Source organism: Kolteria novifilia (assembly GCA_007748055.1).
GTDB classification, from domain to species: Bacteria; Planctomycetota; Planctomycetia; order Kolteriales; family Kolteriaceae; genus Kolteria; species Kolteria novifilia.
This window is the reverse complement of the sequence record CP036279.1, coordinates 146,661-170,728: the sequence shown is the minus strand read 5'-3', so window position 1 is coordinate 170,728 and position 24,068 is coordinate 146,661. Positions and strand designations below refer to the sequence as shown.

Here is a 24,068-nt window from a genome sequence, read left to right as displayed (position 1 = left end):
TGGCGAATGGTCGCTACCGCGCTCGGCGAATGAGGGATGACTCTTGAGTAAAAGAGGTTGACGACGATCAGGTGAAGCTTATAGGGCCGCGATGTAGCCAGCGCCGTCCCACGTGGAATGAGCGCCGGTTAGCCGGTGGCGCAATCCAAAACAATGGTCGCGAGGCGCTGAACGTTGGGTCGGTTCAGGTTAGGCAAGCCCGCGCGGATGGGATCTAATCCTTCGAGGAGAAGCGGAATGAAGTGTCATGGATGGCTTCTCGGGGTGGTCATGATGATGACTCCCTTGGTGGTCGGCAACGAGGCGCGGGCCGAAGACGAGATTCCCGCCTCTGAACTTCCGGTGTTCGCGCTCCCCAGCGATGCGGGCGTGGCCCTTGAGAAACCGAGTGCTGGATCAGATCTGGCGCCCCCTCCCCCCGCGGTCAATCCGCTCTTCGAGGTCGCCAATCCCGGCCTGATGGAAGAGGAGCCGGAGAGTCCTCAAGGGGCGATGCTGACGAACTTCACGACCGCTCAACTCGGTCGCGAAACCGAACAAGTCGTCACCCTTTCGTGGGTCGGCCCGTCCGAAATCAAGGTCGGCAAGCCCTTCGGCTACGAGTTGGTCGTCCGCAATGTCGGGCTGGAGACGGTCGAGAACGTCACCGTCAAGGATACCTTCCCGGCCAGCGTGAAGGTCGTCTCGGTCGAGCCCCAAGCGGCCGGCGGCGAAGGCTTCTACACCTGGCGCTTCGGGAAGCTCGAGCCGCAGGAAGTTCGCCGGATCCAGATGCAGCTCGTCGCGATGGAGAAGGGCGAGTTCAACTGCCAAGCCCTCGTGACCGCGACCAGCCCCTCGATGGCTCACATTCGCGTCAGCGAACCGAAGCTGCAAGTGGCTCAGTCGGCCGCCAAGAAGGTGATGGTGGGTGATTCCCTTCCCGTCACCGTCGCGGTCAGCAATCCCGGCGACGGCAACGCCGACAACGTGATCATTCACGCCCAGCTCTCCGATGGTCTCAAGCACGAGAGTGGCTCGGAGTTCCATTTCGAGATCGGCACCCTCGGCGCCGGCGAGACGCGAGCGATTCAAGTGATCTGCTCCGCGATCAAGGGAGGCAACCAAGTCATCCGCACGACGGTGGTCGCCGAGGACGGCGTGCTCGAATCGACCGCCGAGTCGGTCGTCGTGGTGACCGAAGCGACCCTCGCGGTGAAGGTCGACGGTCCGAGCCGTCGCTACCTGAATCGCTCAGCTCAGTATGTCGTGAACATCTCCAACGAGGGAACGGCCCCCGCGAACAACGTGAAGGTCACCTCGAATCTGCCTAGCGGCTTCCGCTACACCAGCAGCACCAGCGGAGGACGCTATGACGTCGCCGCGGGAACACTCGACTGGTTCATCGGCTCGATCCAGCCGGGCGAGACCAAGCAGGTGGCGTACAAGTGTATCGCCATCAAGCCGGGTACCCAGAATCACAACGCGGTGGTCTCGGCTCATCGCGGTTTGGCCGCGAAGGACAAGATCGACACGACGGTTGAAGGGATCGCGGCTCTCTTCCTCGAGGTCATCGACGTCGATGATCCGGTCGAGGTCGGGGCCCAGACCGCTTACGAGATTCGGGTGACGAACCAGGGTTCGCTCGAGGCGAGCAACGTCGTCATCCAGGCGCTGGTTCCGCCGCAGATGGAAGTGGTCGGTGCCCAAGGACCGGTTCGCCACGCCCAGCAGGGTCAGGAAGTGGTCTTCGAACCTGTCAAGAAGCTCGCTCCCCGAGCGAACGCGATCTACCGGATCATCGTTCGCGGCACGGGGGTGGGTGATGCTCGCTTCCAAACGCGGCTGCTCTCCGATTCCTTGAAGGAGCCGGTGATCGAGGAAGAGAACACGAAGGTCTACGCCGACTAAGGGCGGTGACCGACGAATGGACGACAGGGCCGCGTGACAAAAGTCGCGCGGCTTTGTCATTTCTTGGTGTTGGTGAAGAGTGGGTGGGAAGGAAAGGTTGGCCCAATGGCCGACAGACTCTCGGAGAGAGCCTGCCGGCACTTGGCCAGACAGAGACGGTGTTGCCACCGCCACCGAGGGCCCGAAGTGCCCTAATTTAGCCAAGCCAATTGTTGCTTATCTCCCGATCTTGTGTGTGAAAGTCCGGTGAAGGCCGCGTGAAGATTGTGCTGACGGTGGACTGTCACGTTTGTTTGACTCCGATGGAAGACGACGTTTGCCTGCCCACGACAAGCGTGAGTCCTTTGGGCCTGCCCACGACAAGCGTGAGCAGGGGCACCCAAGGCGTCCAAGGTGAGTTCGCCGTCGGCGGGAAGGGACGTCCCGACGGTCAGGTCGATACCATCGAATCGGTCGTCGACGTTACCGCGGTCACTTCCGGGAAGACGCGACGCAGTTGCTGTTCGAGACCGAACAAGAGTGTCTGGCGTTCGTGGGGCAGCGGGGTTCGGTCAAATCGCCAGCGAAGCTGTAGCAGGCCGTCGTCTTGGAGCGTCGCCGACCCGAAGGAGCCACCCGTCGTCCGTAGCGAAGGCTCCACCTCCTGCATGATCCATTCGGAGATGGTCGAACAAAGTTCCGCACGCCGCGCGGCGGAGGAACGCTCTTGCTCTTGCTCTTGCGTTAGGACGCGGCGGCGAACTTCGTCGACGTCCTGGGCGAGCTGAGCCTTGAGGGCCGCCAAGTCGGCGAAGCGCTCGGTCCCGCGAAGACGCGACAGAAAGTCGACTTCCACCCACGCCCCGTACAGGCTTCCCGAATAGTCGAGCAAGTGAATCTCGACCTTCCGCTTTTCCTGGTCGAAGGTCGGGTTGGTTCCAACATGACACGCCCCGGCATAGGGCGTCTCCCCAACATGAACTCGCACGGCGTAGACTCCATCCTTGGGGACCAGGACGGGGATCGACTCGAGATTGGCGGTCGGAAACCCGATCGTCGCTCCACGCTGATCGCCTTGAACGACCTTTCCTCGAATCCGATGGGGCCGGCCGAGCATGCGTTGGGCATCCTCGATCTCGCCTTCCCGCAGCGCCCCACGGATGCGCGTGCTCGAGACCGCCTCCCCCTCGCCCTCGACGAGTCCCACGATATCGCAGGGCATCGTCGCTTCTCGGCAGAACTGCCGCAGCGTGTCGACGTTCCCCGCGCGGCCTTTGCCAAAACCAAAGTTGGGGCCTTCGACCATCGCGACGGCTTGAAGTCGGCCACGAATGATGTCGTCGAAGAAGGCTCGGGCCTCGAGATCGAGGAGTCGGTGATCGGCTTGATAAATGATGACGCCATCGGCGCCGGCGGCGCGGAGTAGTTCCGCCTTCCGCCCGGGCCAGACCAGCGGGGTCGGCGCGAACTGAGGTCGCAAGAGGGCGATCGGATGGGGTTCGAAACTGACCGCGATCGCGGGAGCTCCGAGCGCCTGGGCGCGGGTGCGCAAGCGCGCGAGTAGCCGACGATGGCCACGGTGGACGCCGTCGAAGTTTCCGATCGAAACGACGCCATGACGAAGCTCGGAAGGGAGTTCGTCAAAACAGTCGTGGATCACGGTCGTGTCCGTCCCAAGACCAAGAGTGAGCCCATCACACGAGAAGAATACTAGCTCATCGTGGAGACCGGTGCCGGCTCCAGGACCGCATCGTTCTTCGCCGTTCCTCTTTCCAGGGGAGTGGGCGGCTTCCAATGTCTGTTGTGGGGAATTCGAGGAGCCTGGCCAAGGGCATTGCGAGCGTGGGAAGTTTTTCCAGCTTACCCCGCTTCTCGGGGAGGGGCTTCGCGCTAGCCTTCCGAGGGCGCCGATTGGACGTCTTGGCAGGATTGGGACGGTTTTACCGGGAATTCGGACGACGTCCTGCCGATGAAAGACGCAGTACCCAAAGAACGCGCACCGACGGAACTGGGTTTCGGCGCAAATCGAGAATCGAGAAATTTCGATTTCACAGGGCCCCCCGACGGCGCCGATGGAATTTGGGGGCCTTTGTATCCACAGGCCAAGGACGGCGACGGATGCGTACGCAGGCGGCAATTGTTGGAATCACGCTCGCGCTTGCCGCTGGCCCGGTGGAGCTTGGGTACGCCCAGGAGCCCATGCCGCCGCAAGAGTTTCTCGTCGGGCAAGAGGTTCCTCTCGATCCCGACCAGATGCCGCCGCGGGGATTGAGCATCACGCAATCGACTGCCGCCACCGCCCCCGCGACACCGCCGGGGGGAACGGCTCCCACCAACCCGCCGACGACTCCCGGACAGCCACCCGAGCCGCCCGCCTCCGATGTCGGAAGCGGGATGCCTCCCGGTGCCATGCCCGGTACCGAGGGGGATGTCGTCTACGAGGATGAGTTCGTTGTGCCGCCTTCGCCACCTCCCGTGGGTGGCTATACGCCGCGGATCGGTGCTCGTTACCAAACCGAGGGATACGGCTACGAAAACGGCTACTCCGCGATCCAGGGCTTCCTGCCCCTGCTGGAAACCCCAGGCGAGGGACTCACCTTCCTCGACGCGAACATTCTCATCAACAACCACTCGCAGCGGGCCCTCAACGTCGGCCTCGCGCATCGGCAGTTCTTCGAATCCGCCAACCGGACGCTCGGCGGGTACGTCTTCTATGACAACCGCGACGACGAACGAAACTACAACCAGGTCGGCCTCGGCATCGAGACCCTTGGACGGGCGCTCGACGCTCGCCTCAATGGCTACATCGTGCTCGGGGACGCATTTGTCAGCAATTCGTACTACGATCCGCGCTACTTCGAGAGCGTCATCCTCCTGACCGAGAGCTTCCAGGAAGCCCTCAGCGGGGTCGACTTCGAGGTGGGTGGTCCGGTGCCAGTGCCGCTGGTTCGCGACTTTAACCGCGTCTTCGTCGGAGGCTACTACTTCCGGGCCAACGAAGTCTCCGAAGACGCGATCGGCTTCAAGGCGAGGCTCGAGTCGCGCTTCACCGATCACGTGATCACGAACCTCGAGTTCCAAACCGATCAGCTCTTCGGGCAGGATCTCGTCTTCGGGGTGCAGGTCTTCTGGCCGGGCTTTCGGCCTCGCAACCTGACGCCACGGTCCGACGGTCGCGACCCGATGATCGCGCCGATCGCGGTGCGTGATCGACTGGGCGAGCCGATCGTCCGCAATCAGAACATCGTCCTGGTCAACGACACCCGGACCGTGGTGGCGACGAACTCGTCGACCGGCGATCCGATCACCGTGATCCACGTCTCCAGTTCCGGCTCGGATACCGGAACGGGAACGGTCGACGATCCGGTCAAGACCCTGCCCGAGGCGCAGGCGATCTCGACGACCGACAACATCATCTTCGCTCACGCCGACAGCGTCTTCTCCGGCCAGGGGATCACGTTGCAATCGGGGCAGTTCTTCTACGGCGAAGGCATCACCCATACCTTCACCTCGACGCAGGGGACCTTCACGCTCCCAACCGCGACATCGGGCACGGAGCTGCCGATCATCCTCAACTCGCCGGGTAGCGCCGTCACCCTCGGCGATAGCAACGAGGTCTCCGGCTTCACGATCCGCTTCCCGACGATCGCCGGCGTCCTCGGCGACAACGCGTCCGATCCGAACATCAACTACGTTTCGATCAGCGACGCGGGCGGAGCGGGTATCCTGCTTCAGAACGTCACCGGAACGACGTCGATCTCCGACAACACGATCCTCCGCGCTGGTTCCGACGGCATTCAGATCACCTACGCACCCGATTCGACGACCAGCGTGACCGCCAACATCGAAGACAACACGATCGACGACTCAACGAACAACGGTATCTCGCTGATCGCGGCCCAGAACACGACGCTCACCACGACCATCAGCGGCAATACCGTCGACGACAGCGGCTTGGCGAACCTCTTCCTCTCGGTGCAGGATAGTAGCACCGCCACCGCCACGATCAGCGACAACACCTTCACCGACGCGTTGGGCAACGACGGCATCTCGATGGACGTCACCTCGTCCTCCGCGAGCCTGACCGCGACCATCGAGAACAACACGATCACCGGCAACATGCTCGACGGTATCAACGCGACCGCCAGCAGCGGCGCGACGATGACGCTGACGATCTCGAACAACACCGCGATCGAGAGCAATCGCGGCAACGCCATCAGCATCACCGCGGGCAGTTCCAGCAGCAACGTCTCGGCGGTCGTCACCAGCAACACTCTGGTCAGCTTCAACAGCGGTTCGGGCGTCTACCTCGACGCCAACGGCGGAACGCTCTCGTCGCGGATCTCGAGCAACACCTTCAGTAGCAACACCGGCTCGGGCGTGGAAGGCATCGCCGAGAACGAGGGCATGCTGACCGTCGGCCTCATCAGCAACACCTTCAGCACCAACGCCTCGGCGGTCTCCGTCACCAATGACGGTGACACCAGCGACACGACGACCACCGTCTGCTTGACGATGACGAGCAACACCTCGTCGGATAGCAACAGCGGCACCGACTACATCTTCACCAACAACACCGAGACCGCCTCGCAGTTCCAGATCGAGGAACTCGACGATCTCTCGTCGAACAACACGGGAACCTTCGAGTTCGATCCGACCGAGGACGACTTCGAGAGCGTTAGCTCCGGAACCTGTGTCCTGCCGACGTCGAACTAGACGACGCACCACCCGACGTTCGGTGTCCCAAACAACGTTCGGCGTGCCACTGGCTGCTTGTCAGCCAGTGCCAATAGGTCAGCTTGTCAGCCAGTGCCAATAGGTCAGCTTGTCAGCCAGTGCCAATAGGTCAGCTTTTGTCAGCCAGTGCCGATGGATCGTGTCAAGACGTGACGCTGAGGGCGAAGGCCTACTTGCCGGACAGGACGCCGAAGGCGGCCAAGTCCCTGACGACGAAGTAGTGCCCGTGGTCGGACGTCACGATCATCACCGCGTCCTGCCAAGAGCTGTTCTCTTCCACCCACTTCGTGATCGTGCGAACGGCGTCATCACCACTCTCGATGGCGCCGATCATGTTGTCGACGTTGTTGTCGTGACTGGCCCAGTCGACGTCTCCCGCTTCCACCAACAGCCAGAAGGGCTTGTCCCGCGCCGACAGCGCGATCAGGGCCGCCTCGGTCATGTCCGCGAGCGTCGGGTTCTCCTCGATGTCGGCGGGCGAGTAGATCTCGGCGGTCCGTTCCTTGCCCACGGTCGGAGTGTAGTCCCCGTCGGCAGTTCGGTAGGGGAGGTGCTGGTCCCGCGTCCCGTAGTAGCCAAAGAGCCGCAGCTTCTCGTTCCCGGCGGCGACGGCGTCGGCCAGGAGATTGTCGCGCCCACTTCGCCCGGCGGTCCGTTGGCTGACGAGATACTTGCCGCCGCGTTGGTGGTCGATCGCCTCGAGATCCTTCCGGGTGAGAAACTTGTTGCCCGCGACGAAGTTCGCGCCTTGGCTGCTGTCGGAGCTGACGTCGCAGCCGTGCCCCGCGCCGATCAGGACGTCGAGTCCCTCCAGCGGTTGGTCGGGATGACGCACCGATGGCAGTCCGAGCATGTCCCGCGTGATGTCCTGATAGTCGCCGCGGAGAACGTTGTTGGCGTAGGCGCAGGCCGGAGTCGCATGACTGACCGGAACGCTGGTGACGACGCCGGCGCTGTAGCCCTTCTCCTGCGCGAGGCGTCCGAAAGGCTTGACGTCGCGACCATCCGCGGCGACGTTGATCGACCCGTTGAAGGTCTTGATCCCGCTGTGCATCGAGGTGGCCGACGCGGCGCTGTCGGTGTAGGTGTGACGCGTCGAGGAGCCGAGGCCCTTGATGTAGTTGGGCTCGGTCGGCGTCGACCACGCATGGGGACCCGCTTGGGAGACGTCGTAGCCGCCGGTGGCGGTGGGGACCGCGATCGCCTGGGTGTCGACGTTCAGGCGCGGCGCCTCGCCAAAGGGACTGGTGACCATCTCGCCGAACTGGGTGGTGCCGTCGGCGTCGTACTCCTGGAGGAAGTGTCCCGCTCCACGCCCCTCGTCGTAGCTCTTGCCGGTGCGGTAGATCGACGATGCCCGCAGCCCGTGCCAATCGAGTCCGTCGAAGACCACCAGAATGATCTGCTTCTTGCCCGCCTCGAGGGCCGCCTCCTGGATCTCGGTGATCGCGGTCTGATCGAAGTAGCCGGCGTCGGGATTGAGTGTCGCCGGGGGGAGCCGACCGTAGAGCTTTCGTAGTCCCGCCTCGTCGCGGTAGACGCTCCGCTTGCCAGCATAACTCGCGAGGTCGATCCCGTCGCCTTGGCCCTTGGTCCCGAAGGCGAAGACCGGGACGATGCGGTTGGTGTGGTTTTGCCACTGGGTATAGTCGTCGGGATTCGTGCCCCAATGAACGACCGAGCAGCGCCCCGTTTCGACGGCGGAGCGTTGCAGATCGCGCACCGGATCGCCGGTCGCGTTGGCGCCGGATGACTCCGAGCGGCTACATCCCGTGGTGACGAAGAGGGCGACCACCAGTGTCTTGACAATCAGCGAGCGGCGCGGCGTGGCCAATGGCTCGAACGCTGCGGGAAGGTGGGTCGGGGTTCGGTGCATCCTGCCTGAAGACCTCCGGGGTGAGCGGGACTACTGAAGCTGCGCGACACGACCCCGAAGGGACATCAGTTGTTGATCGTCGACGACGCCGATGATGACGTCGCTCGACCGGTTGCGTTTTCTCTTGGTTACCAGCGCGATCCGGGCGGAACCGGACGCCATGCGCTGCTGGACCTCGGCCACCGACGCGTCGGCGTCGACACTGACCGAGTGCTCCCCGTCGAGGCTCGCGAAGCTCAGATCCTTGCAATTCTCGACGAGGGTGGGGGCGTAGTGCAAGACGCCCCGGACCAAGCCGTTGTCGATGATGATCGCCAGTCGCTTGTTCGGCGGCCACGTCGTAACCAGGGAGTCGATGGGGGCGAGGAAGAACTCGTCGGTCATGAAGTCGCGAGCGCGGAAGGAAAGCACGAAGCCCGACTCGAGCCCTTCCGCCAAGGGCGTGCCCTGTTGCTTCATGCCGTGAGTGTAGACGTTCTCATAGGAGAAGGTCTTGCGCACGGTGTAGGCCGCCGCGACCGTCAGGATCGCGGGCTGCACGAAGTCGAGGTTCTGCGTCATTTCGAAGACGATGATGATCGAGGTGAGCAAGGCGCCCGTGGCCCCGCCGACCATCCCGGCGATTCCCGCCATCGCGAAAATCGTCGGCTGAAACCCGGCGTCTGGGAAGAGAGCCTGGAGGAAGAACCCCAGCGCTCCTCCCGACATCGCCCCCAGGAAGATGCACGGCGAGAAGATGCCGCCGGACGCTCCCGAGCCGAGCGTCAGCGCGGTGACCACCAACTTCACGACGACGAGTACGAGCAAGAGCCAGGGCGATGTCAGCCCGCCGCGCAGGACGTCCTCGATCGCCGCGTAGCCGACACCCTGGACATAGAACCGACCCTGCCAGAGATGAACCAGGTACAAGACGATCCCCACCAAGAGCATCGCCGAGCAATGCCGGAGGTAGTAGTTCCCGCTAATGCCTTCCGTCTTGCGCGTCACCCAGTAGATGGAACGAACGAAGACCGAGCATAGGAGCCCCAAGGCGAGCCCGAACATTAGGTAGACCGCCAGTTGATAAGGGCCGGTGTAGACCGTCGGAGCCCCTTCGAGGGCCGGGATGTAAAAGGTCGGATGCAAGCCGAAGTAGTAGCGACCGATGAGCGTGGCGATCGTCGTCGAGATCGCCACTGGGAGGAGCGTCGTCGCGGTGATCGACGGAAGAAGAAGCTCGACCGCGAAGCAAACCCCCGCGATGGGAGCGTTGAAGGTCGCGGCGATCCCTCCGGCGGCGCCGGCGGCGATCAGGGAAATTCGCTGCGAGGCGGTCATCGAGGGAACCTGGCCCAGGGCCGATCCAAGCGACGCGCCGATCTGCATGATCGGGCCTTCGCGGCCGGCCGAGCCGCCACTGCCGATCGTGATCGAGGAGGCGAGCGCCTTAAAGATCGCGACGAGGGGACGGATGCGTCCCTCATGGTAGTAGATCGCCTTCATCACTTGGGGAACGCCACTGCCACGGGCTTCGGGCGCGAAGCTCGTCACGATGAATGAGACGATCACCGCGCCGACGACGGGCGCGAGGATGATCCCAATTCCCCAGACGCTCTGGGGGGGCTGGTCCATCAGCGGAGTGAACGAGCAGGTGCCGAGAAAGAAGAGGTTGTGAGAGAGATCGACGAGGGCACGGAACGCGACGGCGCCGAATCCCGAGAGGACACCGACGACGAAAGCGAGCACGCCGAGGGTGAAGTGACCGAGCGGCTTCGGGCCGGACGAGAGAAGAGGCTCATTCTGAATGGGCATTGCCGCTCGCTTCTTCGCGCTTGGGGATCGCGTTGCTAGGCAAGATCCGCGACTTCGGGACGGAGACGATCGAGCTTTAGCGACTCGTAGGCGTCATGCCGCCCTGTTTATGCAACAGGGGGAGAAGGGAAAAGGGGGCAAGGTGATGCTTTGCGGACATCACGTGTGCGATCGGTCAGCCGAGACCACTCGGCGCCCCGATGGCGCACTCGTTGAAAGAGCCTTGGGTGTCATGTTCTCAATTGGCTAGCGTGATCCACATGCCCATCATGCCCACGCAAGCGTGAGTCTTCTGATCATGCCCACGCAAGCGTGAGTCTTCTGATCATGCCCACGCAAGCGTGAGTCTTCTGATCATGCCCACGCAAGCGTGAGTCTTCTGATCATGCCCACGCAAGCGTGGGCATGTCACCCAAGAGGCACCCAGGAGGTTCTTAGGCAATGAGTGGACCAATCGGGACTGCTAGACGGCGCTGAGAATCACCGCCGCGTTCTGTCCGCCGAAGCCAAAGGAGTTCGAAAGGGCACAGTTGACCGGTCGTTCGCGCGCCTCGTTGGGAATGTAGTCGAGATCACACGTCGGGTCGGGATTGGTCAGGTTGATCGTCGGTGGCAACACCCCTTCGGAAATCGTCAGGGCGGTTGCCGCCGCTTCCACGGCGCCGGCGGCGCCGATCAGATGGCCGATCATCGACTTGATGCTGCTCATCGGAGTCCGCTTGGCGTCGGCGCCGAGGGCTCGCTTGACCGCCATCGTCTCCATCTCGTCGTTGAGACGGGTGCTCGTTCCGTGAGCGTTGATGTAGTCGATGTCGTCGCGATCGAGATTCGCTTCGCGCAAAGCCCCTTCCATGGAACGGGCGGCCCCGATTCCCGTCGGACAAGGTCGGGTCAATCCGAAGGCGTCACACGAGGATCCGTAGCCTCGGACCTCCGCGTAGATCTTGGCGCCTCGCCTCTTGGCTCGCTCATAGTCCTCCAGGACGAGCACCGCCGATCCCTCGCCGAGCACGAAACCGTCCCGCTCGCGATCGAACGGCCGGCTCACTTCGTGTTGCGGGCGCTGCGAGCGACTGAGCGCTCCCAGGGCGGCGTAGGCGACAAGCATCAGCGGTTCGAGACGACTGTCGGAGCCACCCGCGAGCATCACGTCCGCATCGTCGCGGGCGATCAGCCGAAAGGCCTCCCCGATCGCTTGGGTTCCCGCGGCACACGCCGTGGTGACCGTGATACACGGCCCTTCGGCATGATGCAGGATCGCCAAGTGAGAACTCAGCATGTTCGGCAGTTGCTTGAGCAACCAAAGTGGTGGAAGGTGGTTGGGTCCGACCGTCCCGAACTTCTGAGGGTCGAACTCGCCGTCTTGATCGATGCAAGCGGCGATCGCGGGGGCGAGTTCTCCCAATTCCATGGGAACGACCCCCGACCCCATGCAGACGCCGAAGCGGGCCGGATCGAGCGAGTCGTCGGACAAGCCGGCAAAAGCCGCGGCTTGATGAGCCGCCCCGACGGCGAACTTGATGTTAGGCCCCATCACCTTCAGTGACTTGGGGTTCTTTACGTAAGGCTTGACATCGAAGCCCTTAACTTGTCCGCCAATCGTCGTTGGGTAGCCGTCCGTGTCGAATCGGTCAATCCGCGAAACTCCCGATCTGCCCTCTACACAGGCGTCCCAGAACTCTTCCGTGGTATTCCCGTTCGGGCTGACAACGCCGATGCCGGTGATGACGACCCTGCGCATCCCTTTCCCCAAACCAGACTCGTGTGAAATACAGGCCAAACGACGTGAGGAGGGGCCGGTCAACCGTCGCAAACCGTTACGATCGGACCTTTTGCGGCCCTCCTCAAGCCCGCAGCCATCATGTGTTTTCCATCTTTCCTATTCAATCTATCTTGCCGAAATATGACCCGATTTGTCCGCCGTGAGTGAGCTTACGCCCGCATGACCGATACACCCGTGATGTCCGCGAGTCGAAATCCGGTTTGGAGGAGGGGAAGTTCGCCGAAGCGCGCGAGAACGAACACGGATTGGGCGTCGGTGAGCGATCAAGAGAGGAAATGGAGAGCGACTCTGACCAAGATCGTGCTCTGCCCCAGCTTGAGGTCGGTGTTCGTGCGACCCTAACCCTTTGGCACTGGCAGACAAGCAGCCAGGGGCACCCGAAAAGTTAGATGGACCAGTGCACTAGTCGGTCGCGTCGAGGTAGCGGCGGGCCCAGAGTTCGAGCATCAGCAGCGACCAGAGGCGATAGCCGTGATCCCAACGCTTACTGAGATGTTCTTCGATGAGTCCGTTGATGTATTCGGGGCGGAACCAGCCGCGCTGTCGTGCCTCTTGTCCGAGCAGGAGATCGCAGGTCATGTCCGCCAGATCGTTGCGAAACCAGGCGTGGATCGGGACGCCAAAGCCCATTTTCGGGCGTTTGAGAAGCCGCGTCGGGATCAAGTGGCCGAATGCTTGCTTGAGAAGATGCTTGGTTTTGAGGCCTCGTAGCTTCATGCTCGCGGGCATCCGGCCGGCCAGGGCAACGACTTCCTGGTCGAGAAAGGGGCTGCGGCATTCGAGCCCGCACGCCATCGAGGCGATGTCGACTTTCGCCAGCAGGTCGCCCGGCAGGTAACTCAGGAGATCGACGTAGCCCGTCCTCGTGACGAAATCTCGCCCCGGCAGCTCGTCGTAGAGGTCGAAGATCCGAGATTCCGCCCGGTAGCCATTGAGTTGCTGCTGGAATTCGGGATCATAGAGAGCATCGCGCGCCGAGCGATTGAGGATGGAAATCCACTCGACGTAGCGTTGCTTCGGCTCCTTGCCGAGGCTCTCGACTAGACGCTTGAACCGCCGCGTCTTGGACTTCTGATCGTTCGACCCGGGAAGGCGTTGCCAGCCGCTCCAAGTGGCCGCGTCCCGGAGGATGCCGGGCATTCGGTCGAACCACTCTCCCAGCCTGACGGCTTGATAGCGCGGGTAGCCCCCGAAGAGCTCATCGCCCGCGTCGCCGGTGAGCGCCACGGTGACGTGCCGTCGACTCAGTCTTGAGACGTACCACGTGGGAATCGCGGAACTGTCGCCGAAGGGTTCGTCGTGGAAGTGGGTCAGTTTCTCGACGATCTCCGCCGCGTCGGGATTGACGAAGAACTCTTCGTGGTCGGTCCGGTGGAAGTCGGATGCCTCGCGAGCGAAGGGAGTCTCGTCGTAGTCGCGTTGCCGAAAGCCGATCGAGAACGTTTTGACGGGCGAATCGCTGAATTGCCGCATCAAGCCGACGACGATCGTCGAGTCGATCCCGCCGGAGAGGAACGCGCCCAACGGGACATCGGCGATCAAGCGGAGTTTGGTCGCTTCGGCGAGGGTGGTTTGCAGCTCCTCGATCCATTCGGCTTCGCTATGGCGGACTTCTTCTTGATAGGGCGGGGTCCAGTAGCGTTGCAGGCGGAGTTCGCCGTTCTCGAAGGTGGCGGTATGGGCGGGAGGGAGCTTGAAGACGTTGCGGAAGATGGTCTTCGGGGCCGGGACGTACTGGAGGGTGAGAAAGTCATCCAGCGCGAGTGGATCGAGTTGCTTGGGAAACCCCTCTTCGGCCGCGAGCGATTTGATCTCGCTGGCGAAACGGATTCCCTGGTCGTCTTGCCAATAGACGAGGGGCTTTTGCCCAAGGCGGTCGCGCGCGAGAAAGAGCTTCCGCGCCCGGGAGTCCCAGATGGCGAACGCGAACATGCCGCGGAGATGATGAACCATCTCGGGTCCGTGCTGCTCATACAGATGGACCAGGACTTCCGTGTCGGTTTTGGTTCGAAAAACGTGCCCCAAACGCTCTAATTGGTGGCGAATCGGGGCGAAATTGTAGATTTCGCCGTTAAAAGTGACCCAAATCGTCTCGTCTTCGTTGGAAATCGGTTGCCGACCGTGGTTGGGATCGATGACCGCGAGGCGGCGATGACCAAGGGCGACGCCCGGGGTCGCGTGGATGCCTTGACCGTCCGGCCCCCGATGATGAAGCCGATAAGTCATCCGCTCGATCAGGCCTTCCGGGGTCCTTCGTTCCGGGTCGCTCCAGACAATGCCGCAGATACCACACACGCTGGGGGTTCTCCTCCGCCGCGAAAGACAGTCGGGATCGCGATGGCCACAAGGTCGTCACCGTCGACGTTCCGTGCCCCCAGGGTTGGGGCGGCAGGGGCAACCAAGCGGAGACCGGCCGCGAACCGGAAGGCGTGTGGTCAGTCTATACGGCCCGAGGGATGACACAACGTCGGCGCGACGCGCGGTTAGCTCGGGTGTTGGATTTTCATCGCGGCCTGGGAACGATACACTTGGTAGGACGGCGAAACCGCAAGTTCCGCACCCCCGATTGCGGACTCGAAGGATTTCGCGTCTGGGTGAGAGTGGTCCGGAACATCGGACGGGAGGCATCAGCGTGGAATACGACGAGTTCGGATTTCCGGTCCCTGAGCAGTTCGAGGACCAGAAGCCCCGCTATCGGGCGAAGATCACTCCAGGCCGGATTGCTGTCTTGATGTTCGTACTATTCCTCGGTGTCCTGATCGCGTTCGCCGCCGAATACGGCGACAAGCTCGCGGACAACTTCAAGGACGGCCTGGCTCGTTTGGCGGCCAACCGCCCCATGCGAATCGAGGCCCAGATCATCTCCCGGCTACAGCGTGGGGATGTCGACGGCGCCCTCAAGGCCTCGGATGAACTTGCCAAGCTCGTCCCTAAAGCGGGCTTCCTGTGGCGCGGTGAGATCCTGATGCGGGTCAGTCGGCCGGGAGAGGCCGCGAAGACCTACCACCGATTGGTCGAACTCGATCCCACCGATCATCTCGCCCTCAACAACCGCGCCTATGCCCTCGCGCTTGCGGAGGAGAACTTGGACGAGGCGATGGAAAACGTCAACCAAGCCATCGACATCGCCGGAGACGTGCCGGCGTATATCGACACCCGCGGCTATCTTCTCTATCTCTCCGGCCGCGTTCCCGAGGCGCTCGAGGACTTCAACAAGGTGCTCTCGGATCAGGCGCGGCGCTCGCAGACGCGGGACGCGGGGATCGGCGAACTCTTCTTTCACCGGGCCCTCGCGTACAAGGCCCTCGGGAAGGAGGAGTTGGCGAAGAAGGACTTCAACACCGCCACCCGCTTCGGCTTTCTCAGTGATCGCGAGCCGCAACCCCTGAAACCGATCGTGGAGAGCAAGGAAGAAGGGGAAGAGCAAGCCAAGGAAACACCGCCGGCTCCGAATGAGTCCGAGGTGAGCGAGGAGGCTGTCGAGCCCTCCAAGCCGTAGGCTTTGGATGCCACTGGAGATCATGTCCGTTCGGTTCGCGTCGAGGGGCGAGGCGGGCCCGAACGATGTAGCGGGGAATTAACGTGGTCGACGATCCATTCAGCGAGGAAGACGGGCCTACCGATCCCGTAGGCCAGGAAGTACTCGATCTCCTTCGCGAAGGCCGCAAGATTCAGGCCATCAAGCTTGTTCGCGAACATACCGGAGCGGGGCTGAAGGAGGCGAAGGAGGCCGTCGAGGCGATCGCCGCCAAGCACGGTATCGAGCCTCCCAGTAGTCAGGGATGTGCCGCCAGCGCGATCTTCGTGGCGATCTGCATCGCCATCGGCATCGTGGTCGCGCTGATCTCGTAGGACTCTGTCAAGATCCGACGTTCGGGGACCACTGGCCGCTCGCCAGCCAGTGACCGTCGACGGTGTCTCGACTCCGGCGACACCTTGATGGCACCACCGGCTCCCTCTCGACCTCTCCCAGGTCAGGGAAGAAGTTCGGCGACGTCATCGATCTCGGAATCCTCATCCTCTTCGTACTCGGCCCAAACTTCATCGACCTCGTTCTCGCCAAGTCGCCGCCGACGCTCCGTCGTCGTGGAGGTGTCGGTGGTCGTCTCCGTCGTCGTGATGTTCGTGGTTCCCGCGTCGTCGACGGGAGTGGAGGCGTTGACTGGCGGCGCGGTCCTGGTTTCGGTGTAGCCGAGGAACTGGGTCGAGACCGTCGCCGTCGGATCCGCGCCGGTCAGGTCGACGCTCGCGGTCTGCTCGGGGAGCGTGATGTTGCCCGGGATGATGTCGTTGGTCGTCGACGCGAAGAAGAACCGCTTCGAGACGAACTCGGGCCGCAGTCCGAGGAAGCCAAAGTTGTAGTTGACGCCGTCGGTGAACGCCGGCAGCGAGATGTCGACGATTGTCGACGTGTTGACCATGGTTCCTCCCGCGGTCCCGACGATGGTCTGGCCGGGGATGTACGCCGCGGGTTGCTGGATCGTGATGTTGTAGACGCCAGCGGGGAGATTGACGGTGAAGTTGCCGTTCTCGTCGGTTGACGTGACGACCGTTTCAAACGGGCAGATGAAGGTGTTGCCCGAGATCGTGATCGGGGTGTCGGCCAAGCCCGGCTCGCCCGGCTGACGAATGCCGTCGTTGTTGAAGTCGATGAAGACCTGCCCGGAGAGACTCGAAACGATCGGATCCTCGATCCACTCGACGATCGCCGTCGCGTCGGCATTTCCCGAAGTCGCGGTGATGACGTCGAAGCCGGGGTTTGTCCCGGTGTAGTTGAGCACGGCCTGTCCGAAGATGTTGGTCGTCAGCGACACGGTTTGAGGATTCGCCCCGGTGATCGTGAAGTCGACCGTCGCGCCGAAGACCGGGTCGCCGGCGAAGTCGAGGACCGTGGCGGTGATCGTCGCGGTTTGATCGGTGCAGCGTTGTTGGAAGTCCGGCTCCAAGGTGATCGAGTCGACGTCTTGCGAGGGGTCGGTCGAAAGCAGACGAAGGAAGGTCGTGACGGTCGCGGTATTCGCGGTCTCGTCGACGCTCCAAGCGAACGCGGTGGTGATGTCGGCTGGGCCGTAGACGGTGCCGAGGTCGGGATCATCAAAGGGAGGAAGGTTGGTCGTGTTGATGTTGCCATCGATGGTATAAGTGGTGCCGCCGCCGGTGATGTCCGATCGCAAGTTCGAGAAGGAGTCCGCCGCCCAGCCATCGTAGTTCGCGTTGACCTGTTGCGTTCCATCCGAGTAGATGCCGCCCTGGCTGAAGCCGACTCGTTCGGGATTGTCGAGGGTGAAGGCTTGGAAGTTCGACGCGCCCGCTGTCCCCGACGGAGCGAGAATGTCATCGGAGACGCCTCCAACATCCTCGTCGAGATAGCTGATCACCTGGAGATCGCCGAGAGCCGATGCGCTCGTGAACGTCACTTCGGTGAAGACGGTGTCACCATTCGGCGCAATGGAGGTGCGCGCTTCCCAGTTGATATCGCCGTTGGCCCCCGCGAAGGTTCCCTGGCTGACGACCGAGCCGTCGGTGTCGAGAAAGGCCGGCGTCGTGACGGTCGTGCTCTGAAGCGTGACCGCGTTGCCGTCGGATCCGACATCGACGTACTGGAAATAGTCGAAGATCCACTGACCTTCGGTGATGAGGGTCGTGTTGCCCTGCGCGGTGACCGAGGAGCTGATTCCATTGCCACCATCGCCGACGTCGATGCCGAAGTAGCCGACCGAGTCGGGGGCGAGGCCGTTGTCGATGAAGACCGGTACCCATCGATTCTCGAGCGCTTCGAGAGAGGGTTGGAAGCCGCCTCGAGCGGCTTGCCGCGCCGGAGCCTGAACACCGCGGGTCAACATCGCCATCGCATACTCCTTGCCGATCTGCCCGGCATGGGCATCCATCCCCCACCTGGAGACGTTGCGCACGCCTTCCCCGCTTGGGGCATCGAGAATCGGTGGTAAATCACCCACAATTGGAATCGGTCGCAGGAAGTGGAGAATTGAGAAAAAGGGGAGAATCGCTACGACCGGCGGAACAGCCGGAGGTGGCGGCTTGGGAAAACCTGCCACTTTCGGGGCCATTCAGCGAGTCGTGAAGGCGACGATCCGATTCCTCGTCCGGGTGATGCGATGGGAGCGGTCGACAAGTGCACCGGTTCATTAAAGTTTTCGGGTACCACTGGCTGCTTGCCCGCCAGTGAGTACGGGCAACCCGAAGCGAGACGTTTGACCTCGCTCTAGTGTCCAGATTGGCGAGTTCGTTCCATCAATTTCGACCCTCTGATCGTGCGGAGGACTGCCCAATTGTGGGCGTTTCCCGCATGCCCACGCAAGCGTGGGTCTTTCCCGCATGCCCACGCAAGCGTGGGTCTTTCCCGCATGCCCACGCAAGCGTGGGTCTTTCCCGCATGCCCACGCAAGCGTGGAGCATGGCACCCAAGAGTCTGCGGAGCAATGAATCAACCAATCAGGGCACTAGGTTGTACCTTTCGTAACGGCTTCTTCCTCCTCGAGTTCGGCCAAGACTTCGTCGATTTCGTCACTGCCGAGGTTGCGGTAGCGATCGGCGTCGAGTTGCTGGCGGTGCGCCGTCCATTCGTTGTCGATCGCCGGCGGTGTGATGACGGGGTCTTCCTCTTCTTGCTCCTCCAGCGATGGAAAGAAGTCGTCGGTGACGATGGGGGCCGAGTCGACTTGGGGGGCCTCCGTGGTGACGGGGACGATCACGGCGGGGCCGGTCAGGTCGACGTTGGCGGTCTGTTCGGGACGCACAATGTTTCCCGGCAAGACGTCGGTATTGGTGGACGCGAAGAAGAAGCGTTTCGAAACGAACTCGGGCTGGAGTCCGAGGACCGTGAAGTTGTAGCCGGTGCCGTCGACGAATGCGGGCAGACTGATGTCCACGATCGTGGAGGAGCCGATCGCCACGCCCCCCGCGGAGCCCGCGACGGCTTGTCCCGCGATGTAGGCGGGAGGGGATTGAATGTTGATCGTGAAGATCCCCTCGGGCAGGGCCACCGCGAAGCTCCCGTCGGCGTCGGTCAGGAGGCTCACCGACTCGAAGGGGCAGATGAAGGTTGTTCCGGAGATCGTCACGTTCGTGTTCGCGATTCCCGGTTCGTCCGGTTGGCGAACCCCGTCGCCGTTGAAGTCGAGAAAGACCGCGCCGGAGAGACTCGACACGATTGGCTCCTCGAGCCATTCGACGATGGCGGTATCGGTGCCTGCTCCCTCGGTGGCGGTCGCGGTGATGACGTCGAATCCCGGTTCTTCCCCCACGTAGCCGAACGTCGCTTGACCGAAGATGTTGGTCGTGACGGTGGTCGACTGTGGATTGGCACCATCGACGACGATGTTGAGCGTGGCGCCGACAACCGCCTCCCCGGCGGAGTCCAGCGCGGTGGCGGTGAACGTCACCGTTTCTCCGGTACAGGCTTGGGTGAAATCGGGCTCGAGGATCAGCACGTCGACTTCCGGCTCCGGGATCGTCGGTAGGAACTCGAGGAAGGTTGTGATCGTTGCGGTCGTGGCCGAGGGATTGACGGACCAAGCGAACGCGGTGGTCACGATCTCCGGCCCGTAGGCCGTCCCAAACTCTGGATCGTCGAAGGGCGGGAGATTCGTCGTGTTGATGTTTCCCTGAGGCGTGTAGAAGGTTCCCGGCCCAAGGATGTCGAGAATCAGGTCCGGGTACTCGTCGGCCGCCCAACCGACGTAGCTCGCATTGACGAGCTCGACGCCGTCGGAATAGACCCCGTACTGGGAGAAACCGACCGGATCGGTGGCGTTTAGGACATAGGCCTCGAAGTTGGAGGCGCCCGGGGATCCAATCGGCACGAGGATCTTCTGGGGATCGTCGTCGAAGCCACCGATCAGCGTGTCGAGTTCGGAGATGAACTGGATGCTCCCGAGGGGATTGTCGGAGTCGAGGGTGACCGATGTGGTGGCGACCTCCGATCCGGGCTCGAAGCTCGTTCGAACCTCCCAGCCGACCACGCCGTTCTCGCCATCGAACGTACCTCGACTGACCACACTGCCGTCGGTGTCGAGAAAGGCTGCTTCGGTGACGTTCGTGTTTTGCAGTTGGACCCCACCCCCGTCGGAGCCGACGTCGACGATCTGCTCGTATTGAAACATCCAGTCCTCGCCGGCCGAGAAGACCCCGTTGAGTTCGGCCGAGTTCGACGATTCCAGGACTTGTCCGCCAGTGAGCACGTTAAGGCCGAAGTGACCGCTCGTGTCGACCGGCAAGCCGTTGTCGATGAAGACCGGCACCCAGCGATGTTCGAGCGCTTCGAACGCGGGCTTGTAGCCACCCACAGGACGTTGGAAGGTCGCGAAGGGACGAATAGAGCGGATCGCTCGAGACATCCGAAGCTCCTTGTGCATTCGTTCATGTAAGCGTGATGAGGCGGGCTAGCAAGCTTATTGCATGGCGCAAATGCCTCACTTATTGCATCGGCATCAAGTGGTCGGACAACTGAGAAAAAGCGAGCAACTCCTACGATCCGACCAATGGTCACGAATGGAATACGAAGCGAGAGGTTGGTGGGTGGGGGCAGCGCGAGGAGATGATCGACGCGTCGACGCCGACGGGGGATGTCCGCGGCGCTACGTGGGTGGTGGTTGCGTCGGCACGAAGCGCTCTGTCCCAACGTGAAGTTGGTGTCTGTGCAATCTCAGCAGTCCGTTGATTTAAGCGAGCCGGCAGCGAATAGATCAACGGGCTGCTCACCCTTTGGCACTGGCTGACAAGCAGCCAGTGGCACCCGACGACTTCGGTGAACCGAGCAGCCAGTGGCACCCCAAAACTTTGGTGAACCAGTGCACGAGGAGCACGGGTGCCCGGCCGGGGACGCACGAGTCGAATGGGAACGTGGCACGAGTCGAATGGGATCGTGACACGTGCGATGTCGAGCGCCGGCGCGGGAGCTGTTGGCAGTTGAGCTGGGAAAGGGAGAGAAGGATTTCGCCGCCGTTCCCGGAGATGATGGAGGGGGCGGCGACGTCGATGGAGCTGGAGGATGGGTTCCTCGCCGCGAGTCGTTCCGGGGCGAGGTGTCGTCTGAAGGGGCAGTCTGGGGCGGTGTCGTTAGAAGCCGATGGCGGCACCAACCGTCAGTCCGTGAGCGATGACCGAACTGTTGGCGATATTCTCCGTCGACCGCTCGGGATAGCCCGCTTGGGAGGGAGCGATACTCGCCGGGTTGACCCCTTCGCCGATGAGGTCGGTCGTGCGAACGATCGGCGTGAGCAACAGGAAGTTGTAACCGATGCTTACCCGAGCCGGGCCGAACTTGCCGGTCACCTTCGCGCCGACCTCCGGGATGATGCCGAAGTCGAGGTGCTCGTCGCGGAGCCCGTCGTTGGAGGCGTTGACGAGGACGCCGCCGTCATTGGTCACCGTCGGTTGGCCTGGGGTCACGACCTGGGTCGAGCCGTCGTAGCGGAAGTTCCCGCCGACGCCACCGATCGCGAGCTTGGTGAGGAACCCGGCTTCCCAAAAGCGGCCTTGGGCCTTCACCTCGCCGCCGATCTGGACGCCGCCGAAGTAGTTTTCCGCGTCGAAACGCTCGTGAACGTTGAACTGGGTACCTTGGATCGTCGCGGCGGTCGGATCGGTCGAAACGAGTCGCTCCTGAATGCGGAGGGACTCCTCGAACTGCATGTAGCGAATACCGCCCATCATGTTGAACTCGAACAGGCCGCCGCGGGCAACGTTGACCCAGCGATTGAGCTCCGCGTCAAGCATGAGGTTGTCGGTGTTGAAGTTGATGCTTCCCTCGGAGAGGCCCGGATAGGCGACGAGTTGAGAGTCTTGACGTCCGAGCAGCGTGTTGGTGAAGGGGCGAGCCAGGATCGGGTCTCCGTTGGAGGTATATCCCGTGCTGGCACCGTCGCCGAGCCCGAAGAAGAGGGCTTGGAAGTAGCCTTCCTCGAAGTCGTTGTTCGAGAAGTCGATGGTGATGCGTCCGCCGTTTTGGGGCTGATCGATGATATTGCCCTCGAGCAGCACCGACGTTCCCGGGCGATCCAGGACGCCGGCGTCGGCCCGCGCGGTGCCGTTGGGGCTGGTGGTCAGCAGCGGCTTCTGGTCGCTGGTGATCTCCCAGAGGAGCCACTCGGCGCCGAAGCGGAAGGTCTGGCGTCGGCCGCCGATCCCGACCATCTCGGCGGGTTCCTCGACAAACTCATCGAAGACCGGCTCCTCGACGACGGAGGTTGGCCCCGTCATGAGTTCTTGAGCCCCAGCGGTCCCGGCAACGAAGAGACCGACCGCGGTGATGAGGAAGGCGTATTTCATGGACTGGCGCTCTCCTTGTCGGCCGTGACGCTCCGTGGTGGCGCCATGGACCGACCGTCGAGGATCTCGAGAACATTCGGTTCTCTTCCTCTAGGTCCCTCGACCGACTGGCGGCAGAGGGGATCTCTCAGTGCACGAAAAAGTTATCGTAACGCGGGATGGACCGACTTTAGCGAGTGTGGCAGATCAAGGGATTTTGGGGCTTTTTTGGAAAAGCAGCGAAGAGCGGCTCAAGCGGGCTGTGACTCTTGGTAGGTTGCGCTGACGGCTTGCTTGCTGTTAAAGAGACTTTCGGACGCCAGTCTCTGGGCGCGGGAATGGTCGCGAGGGAGGCTCATGGCATGCGACTAAGAAGAAAGGGAAAGCGCCAACGAGTGGTAGGAGTAAGGGGGTAGTGAATACTTGAACGGTTCGCTTACCGTCGACGTCGGTACATCGACTTTTTCTCGATGAAAAGTGGCAAAACTTCGCCGCATTAGGGAAATCCCCAATGCCAGCTCCTGGTCGTGGGCGGTAGAATTGGGTTCGTGGGCTCAGTGGTCTCCTCACATTCCCCCCTGTTGGCGTCGTTGATCGTTCCCGAGCCGTCACTTTGGAGCACTCCGTCGAACCAGCGGGTTGGGGCCAGGGAGAGGGAAGGCGATGTTGGTGGTTCATCTCCTCGCGGTCGCGCTGTTGACGGGCGATTCCCATTCGCAACGTGTCTACGACGACCTCACCGCTCTCGACAAGAAGTCGATCTACACGCTTTACCGCTCCGCGTACAAGTTCGGCAAGTACAAGGAGGACGCCGTCGCTTGGGTGTCCCGTGCGCGCCGTGTGCCCGAGGGGACGGTCGAAATGGTGGTCGACGAGATGCGCGATCGGGTCTCGTACAAGCGCAAGGACGAGGACGAACCACGCGGGGCTCAGGCCCGGAAGATCACTGGCATCGATGGGGTCAAACGCTACGGGTCGGTGGAACGCATCGAATGGAACGGGTCCTTGCTGCGCCCCGATCAGTTCGTCAAGAAATGCGATCCGGTCGAGGGCTCGACCCTCAAGGGACAAGCGACCAAGCGCCCGATCACCTTTGACGGTAAGGTGGGTGAACGGCGTGGGATGGGGTTGCTAGTCAATGTGATCAAGGCGGGCAATGACTGGGAACGGCCGGTCTTGCTTCCCTTCAAGCTCTGCACCGCCGACATCAACGACTGGAAACGGGGCATGAACGTCCGCGTTTTTGGTTGGATCGACGACGCTCAACCGACGATGGAGATCGACGGCGAGGAGATTCCCTGCTTCGTCGCGGCGGCCGGTCAACCGGTGGGCAAGCAACATCCGGAGCTACGCTGGACCTACGAGTTCGTCAGTCGCTACGGTTCGGCCAACGACGCGATCGGGTGGGTGGTTCGCGTCAACGTGAAGAACACCGGCGGGCAGGCGCTCGAACAGCTTCAGTTAGAGGTGAGCCTCAACAACCGCAACCAGGGCGGGGCACTCTCGAGCGACATGGAGTACGTGGAGTTCGCCCGCATCGATCCCGGCGAGACGAAGAGCACGCTGGTGCGTCTGTTGAATCTGACCGAGAGCCGCAATAACCCCTCGGTGTCGATTCGGCTCCTCTCGGCGAAGGCCGATCTCGACTAGCGATCTGGTTCGGCGATGTCCGAATCGCGTATCGCGAGTTGACGGTTCACCCCGTGTGAGTCTCTTTTGCATGCCCACGGCAAGCGTGAGTCT

Annotated in this window: 13 protein-coding genes; 5 read left to right on the top strand and 8 right to left on the bottom strand. The window is 62.3% G+C overall.

All coding sequences use genetic code 11. From position 1 onward, the window contains the following. The first annotated feature begins 237 nt into the window (after positions 1–237). Positions 238–1,890 carry a CARDB domain-containing protein gene (locus Pan216_RS00605; protein ID WP_419193110.1) on the top strand — a complete coding sequence of 551 codons (1,653 nt, stop codon included), beginning with the start codon at positions 238–240 and terminating at the stop codon, positions 1,888–1,890. A gap of 430 nt (positions 1,891–2,320) precedes the next feature. Here Pan216_RS00605 and Pan216_RS00600 read toward each other — a convergent pair whose 3' ends face one another. Beyond that, positions 2,321–3,529 (bottom strand): bifunctional riboflavin kinase/FAD synthetase, encoded by a 1,209-nt coding sequence (locus tag Pan216_RS00600; protein WP_145253379.1) that lies wholly within the window; start codon positions 3,527–3,529, stop codon positions 2,321–2,323. 458 nt (positions 3,530–3,987) lie between these two features. On the opposite strand from Pan216_RS00600, the gene Pan216_RS00595 reads away from it, so the two are divergent. After that, a complete protein-coding gene (locus Pan216_RS00595; protein WP_419193109.1) occupies positions 3,988–6,585 on the top strand; it encodes a right-handed parallel beta-helix repeat-containing protein in 2,598 nt (865 codons plus the stop codon). Positions 6,586–6,775: 190 nt separating this feature from the next. On the opposite strand, the gene Pan216_RS00590 is transcribed toward Pan216_RS00595, so the two are convergent. The 4 genes from Pan216_RS00590 to asnB all read right to left on the bottom strand — a co-directional run bounded on the left by Pan216_RS00590 (position 6,776) and on the right by asnB (position 14,351). Beyond that, the gene (locus tag Pan216_RS00590) at positions 6,776–8,482 is read right to left on the bottom strand and encodes an alkaline phosphatase (protein WP_145253375.1); all 1,707 of its coding nucleotides are present in this window, start codon (positions 8,480–8,482) and stop codon (positions 6,776–6,778) included. A gap of 30 nt (positions 8,483–8,512) precedes the next feature. Then, positions 8,513–10,273: a chloride channel protein gene (locus Pan216_RS00585; protein ID WP_145253373.1), complete on the bottom strand. Its 1,761-nt coding sequence runs from the start codon at positions 10,271–10,273 to the stop codon at positions 8,513–8,515. Positions 10,274–10,736: 463 nt separating this feature from the next. Continuing rightward, positions 10,737–12,014 (bottom strand): beta-ketoacyl-[acyl-carrier-protein] synthase family protein, encoded by a 1,278-nt coding sequence (locus tag Pan216_RS00580; RefSeq protein WP_145253371.1) that lies wholly within the window; start codon positions 12,012–12,014, stop codon positions 10,737–10,739. 444 nt (positions 12,015–12,458) lie between these two features. Beyond that, positions 12,459–14,351, bottom strand: coding sequence for an asparagine synthase (glutamine-hydrolyzing) (gene asnB, locus Pan216_RS00575; RefSeq protein ID WP_145253369.1), 1,893 nt, complete (start codon positions 14,349–14,351; stop codon positions 12,459–12,461). Positions 14,352–14,688: 337 nt separating this feature from the next. On the opposite strand from asnB, the gene Pan216_RS00570 reads away from it, so the two are divergent. Next, positions 14,689–15,555 carry a tetratricopeptide repeat protein gene (locus tag Pan216_RS00570; RefSeq protein ID WP_419193108.1) on the top strand — a complete coding sequence of 289 codons (867 nt, stop codon included), beginning with the start codon at positions 14,689–14,691 and terminating at the stop codon, positions 15,553–15,555. Positions 15,556–15,638: 83 nt separating this feature from the next. Continuing rightward, positions 15,639–15,908: a ribosomal protein L7/L12 gene (locus Pan216_RS00565; RefSeq protein ID WP_419193107.1), complete on the top strand. Its 270-nt coding sequence runs from the start codon at positions 15,639–15,641 to the stop codon at positions 15,906–15,908. Between the two features lie 122 nt (positions 15,909–16,030). Here the strand turns inward: Pan216_RS00565 and Pan216_RS00560 are convergent, their stop codons facing one another. The 3 genes from Pan216_RS00560 to Pan216_RS00550 form a co-directional block, all read right to left on the bottom strand. Beyond that, positions 16,031–17,905 (bottom strand): Ig-like domain-containing protein, encoded by a 1,875-nt coding sequence (locus Pan216_RS00560; RefSeq protein WP_145253363.1) that lies wholly within the window; start codon positions 17,903–17,905, stop codon positions 16,031–16,033. A 612-nt stretch (positions 17,906–18,517) separates the two neighbouring features. Further along, complete coding sequence (locus tag Pan216_RS00555; RefSeq protein WP_145253361.1) at positions 18,518–20,413, bottom strand: Ig-like domain-containing protein; 1,896 nt, start codon at positions 20,411–20,413, stop codon at positions 18,518–18,520. Positions 20,414–21,134: 721 nt separating this feature from the next. After that, positions 21,135–22,346: a BBP7 family outer membrane beta-barrel protein gene (locus Pan216_RS00550; RefSeq protein ID WP_145253360.1), complete on the bottom strand. Its 1,212-nt coding sequence runs from the start codon at positions 22,344–22,346 to the stop codon at positions 21,135–21,137. Positions 22,347–22,988: 642 nt separating this feature from the next. Between Pan216_RS00550 and Pan216_RS00545 the strand changes: the two genes are divergently transcribed. Then, entirely contained in the window at positions 22,989–23,975 is a 987-nt protein-coding gene (locus tag Pan216_RS00545; protein WP_145253358.1) for a hypothetical protein, read from the top strand. The last annotated feature ends 93 nt before the right edge of the window (positions 23,976–24,068 follow it).

Excerpts from the sequence above, each read along its gene's own strand:
- Pan216_RS00585 (WP_145253373.1), bottom strand. The coding sequence starts at position 10,273 with ATGCCCATTCAGAATGAGCCTCTTCTCTCGTCCGGCCCGAAGCCGCTC.
- Pan216_RS00605 (WP_419193110.1), top strand. The coding sequence starts at position 238 with ATGAAGTGTCATGGATGGCTTCTCGGGGTGGTCATGATGATGACTCCC.
- Pan216_RS00580 (WP_145253371.1), bottom strand. The coding sequence starts at position 12,014 with ATGCGCAGGGTCGTCATCACCGGCATCGGCGTTGTCAGCCCGAACGGG.
- Pan216_RS00545 (WP_145253358.1), top strand. The coding sequence starts at position 22,989 with ATGTTGGTGGTTCATCTCCTCGCGGTCGCGCTGTTGACGGGCGATTCC.
- Pan216_RS00560 (WP_145253363.1), bottom strand. The coding sequence starts at position 17,905 with ATGGCGATGTTGACCCGCGGTGTTCAGGCTCCGGCGCGGCAAGCCGCT.
- Pan216_RS00550 (WP_145253360.1), bottom strand. The coding sequence starts at position 22,346 with ATGAAATACGCCTTCCTCATCACCGCGGTCGGTCTCTTCGTTGCCGGG.
- Pan216_RS00590 (WP_145253375.1), bottom strand. The coding sequence starts at position 8,482 with ATGCACCGAACCCCGACCCACCTTCCCGCAGCGTTCGAGCCATTGGCC.
- Pan216_RS00595 (WP_419193109.1), top strand. The coding sequence starts at position 3,988 with ATGCGTACGCAGGCGGCAATTGTTGGAATCACGCTCGCGCTTGCCGCT.
- Pan216_RS00555 (WP_145253361.1), bottom strand. The coding sequence starts at position 20,413 with ATGTCTCGAGCGATCCGCTCTATTCGTCCCTTCGCGACCTTCCAACGT.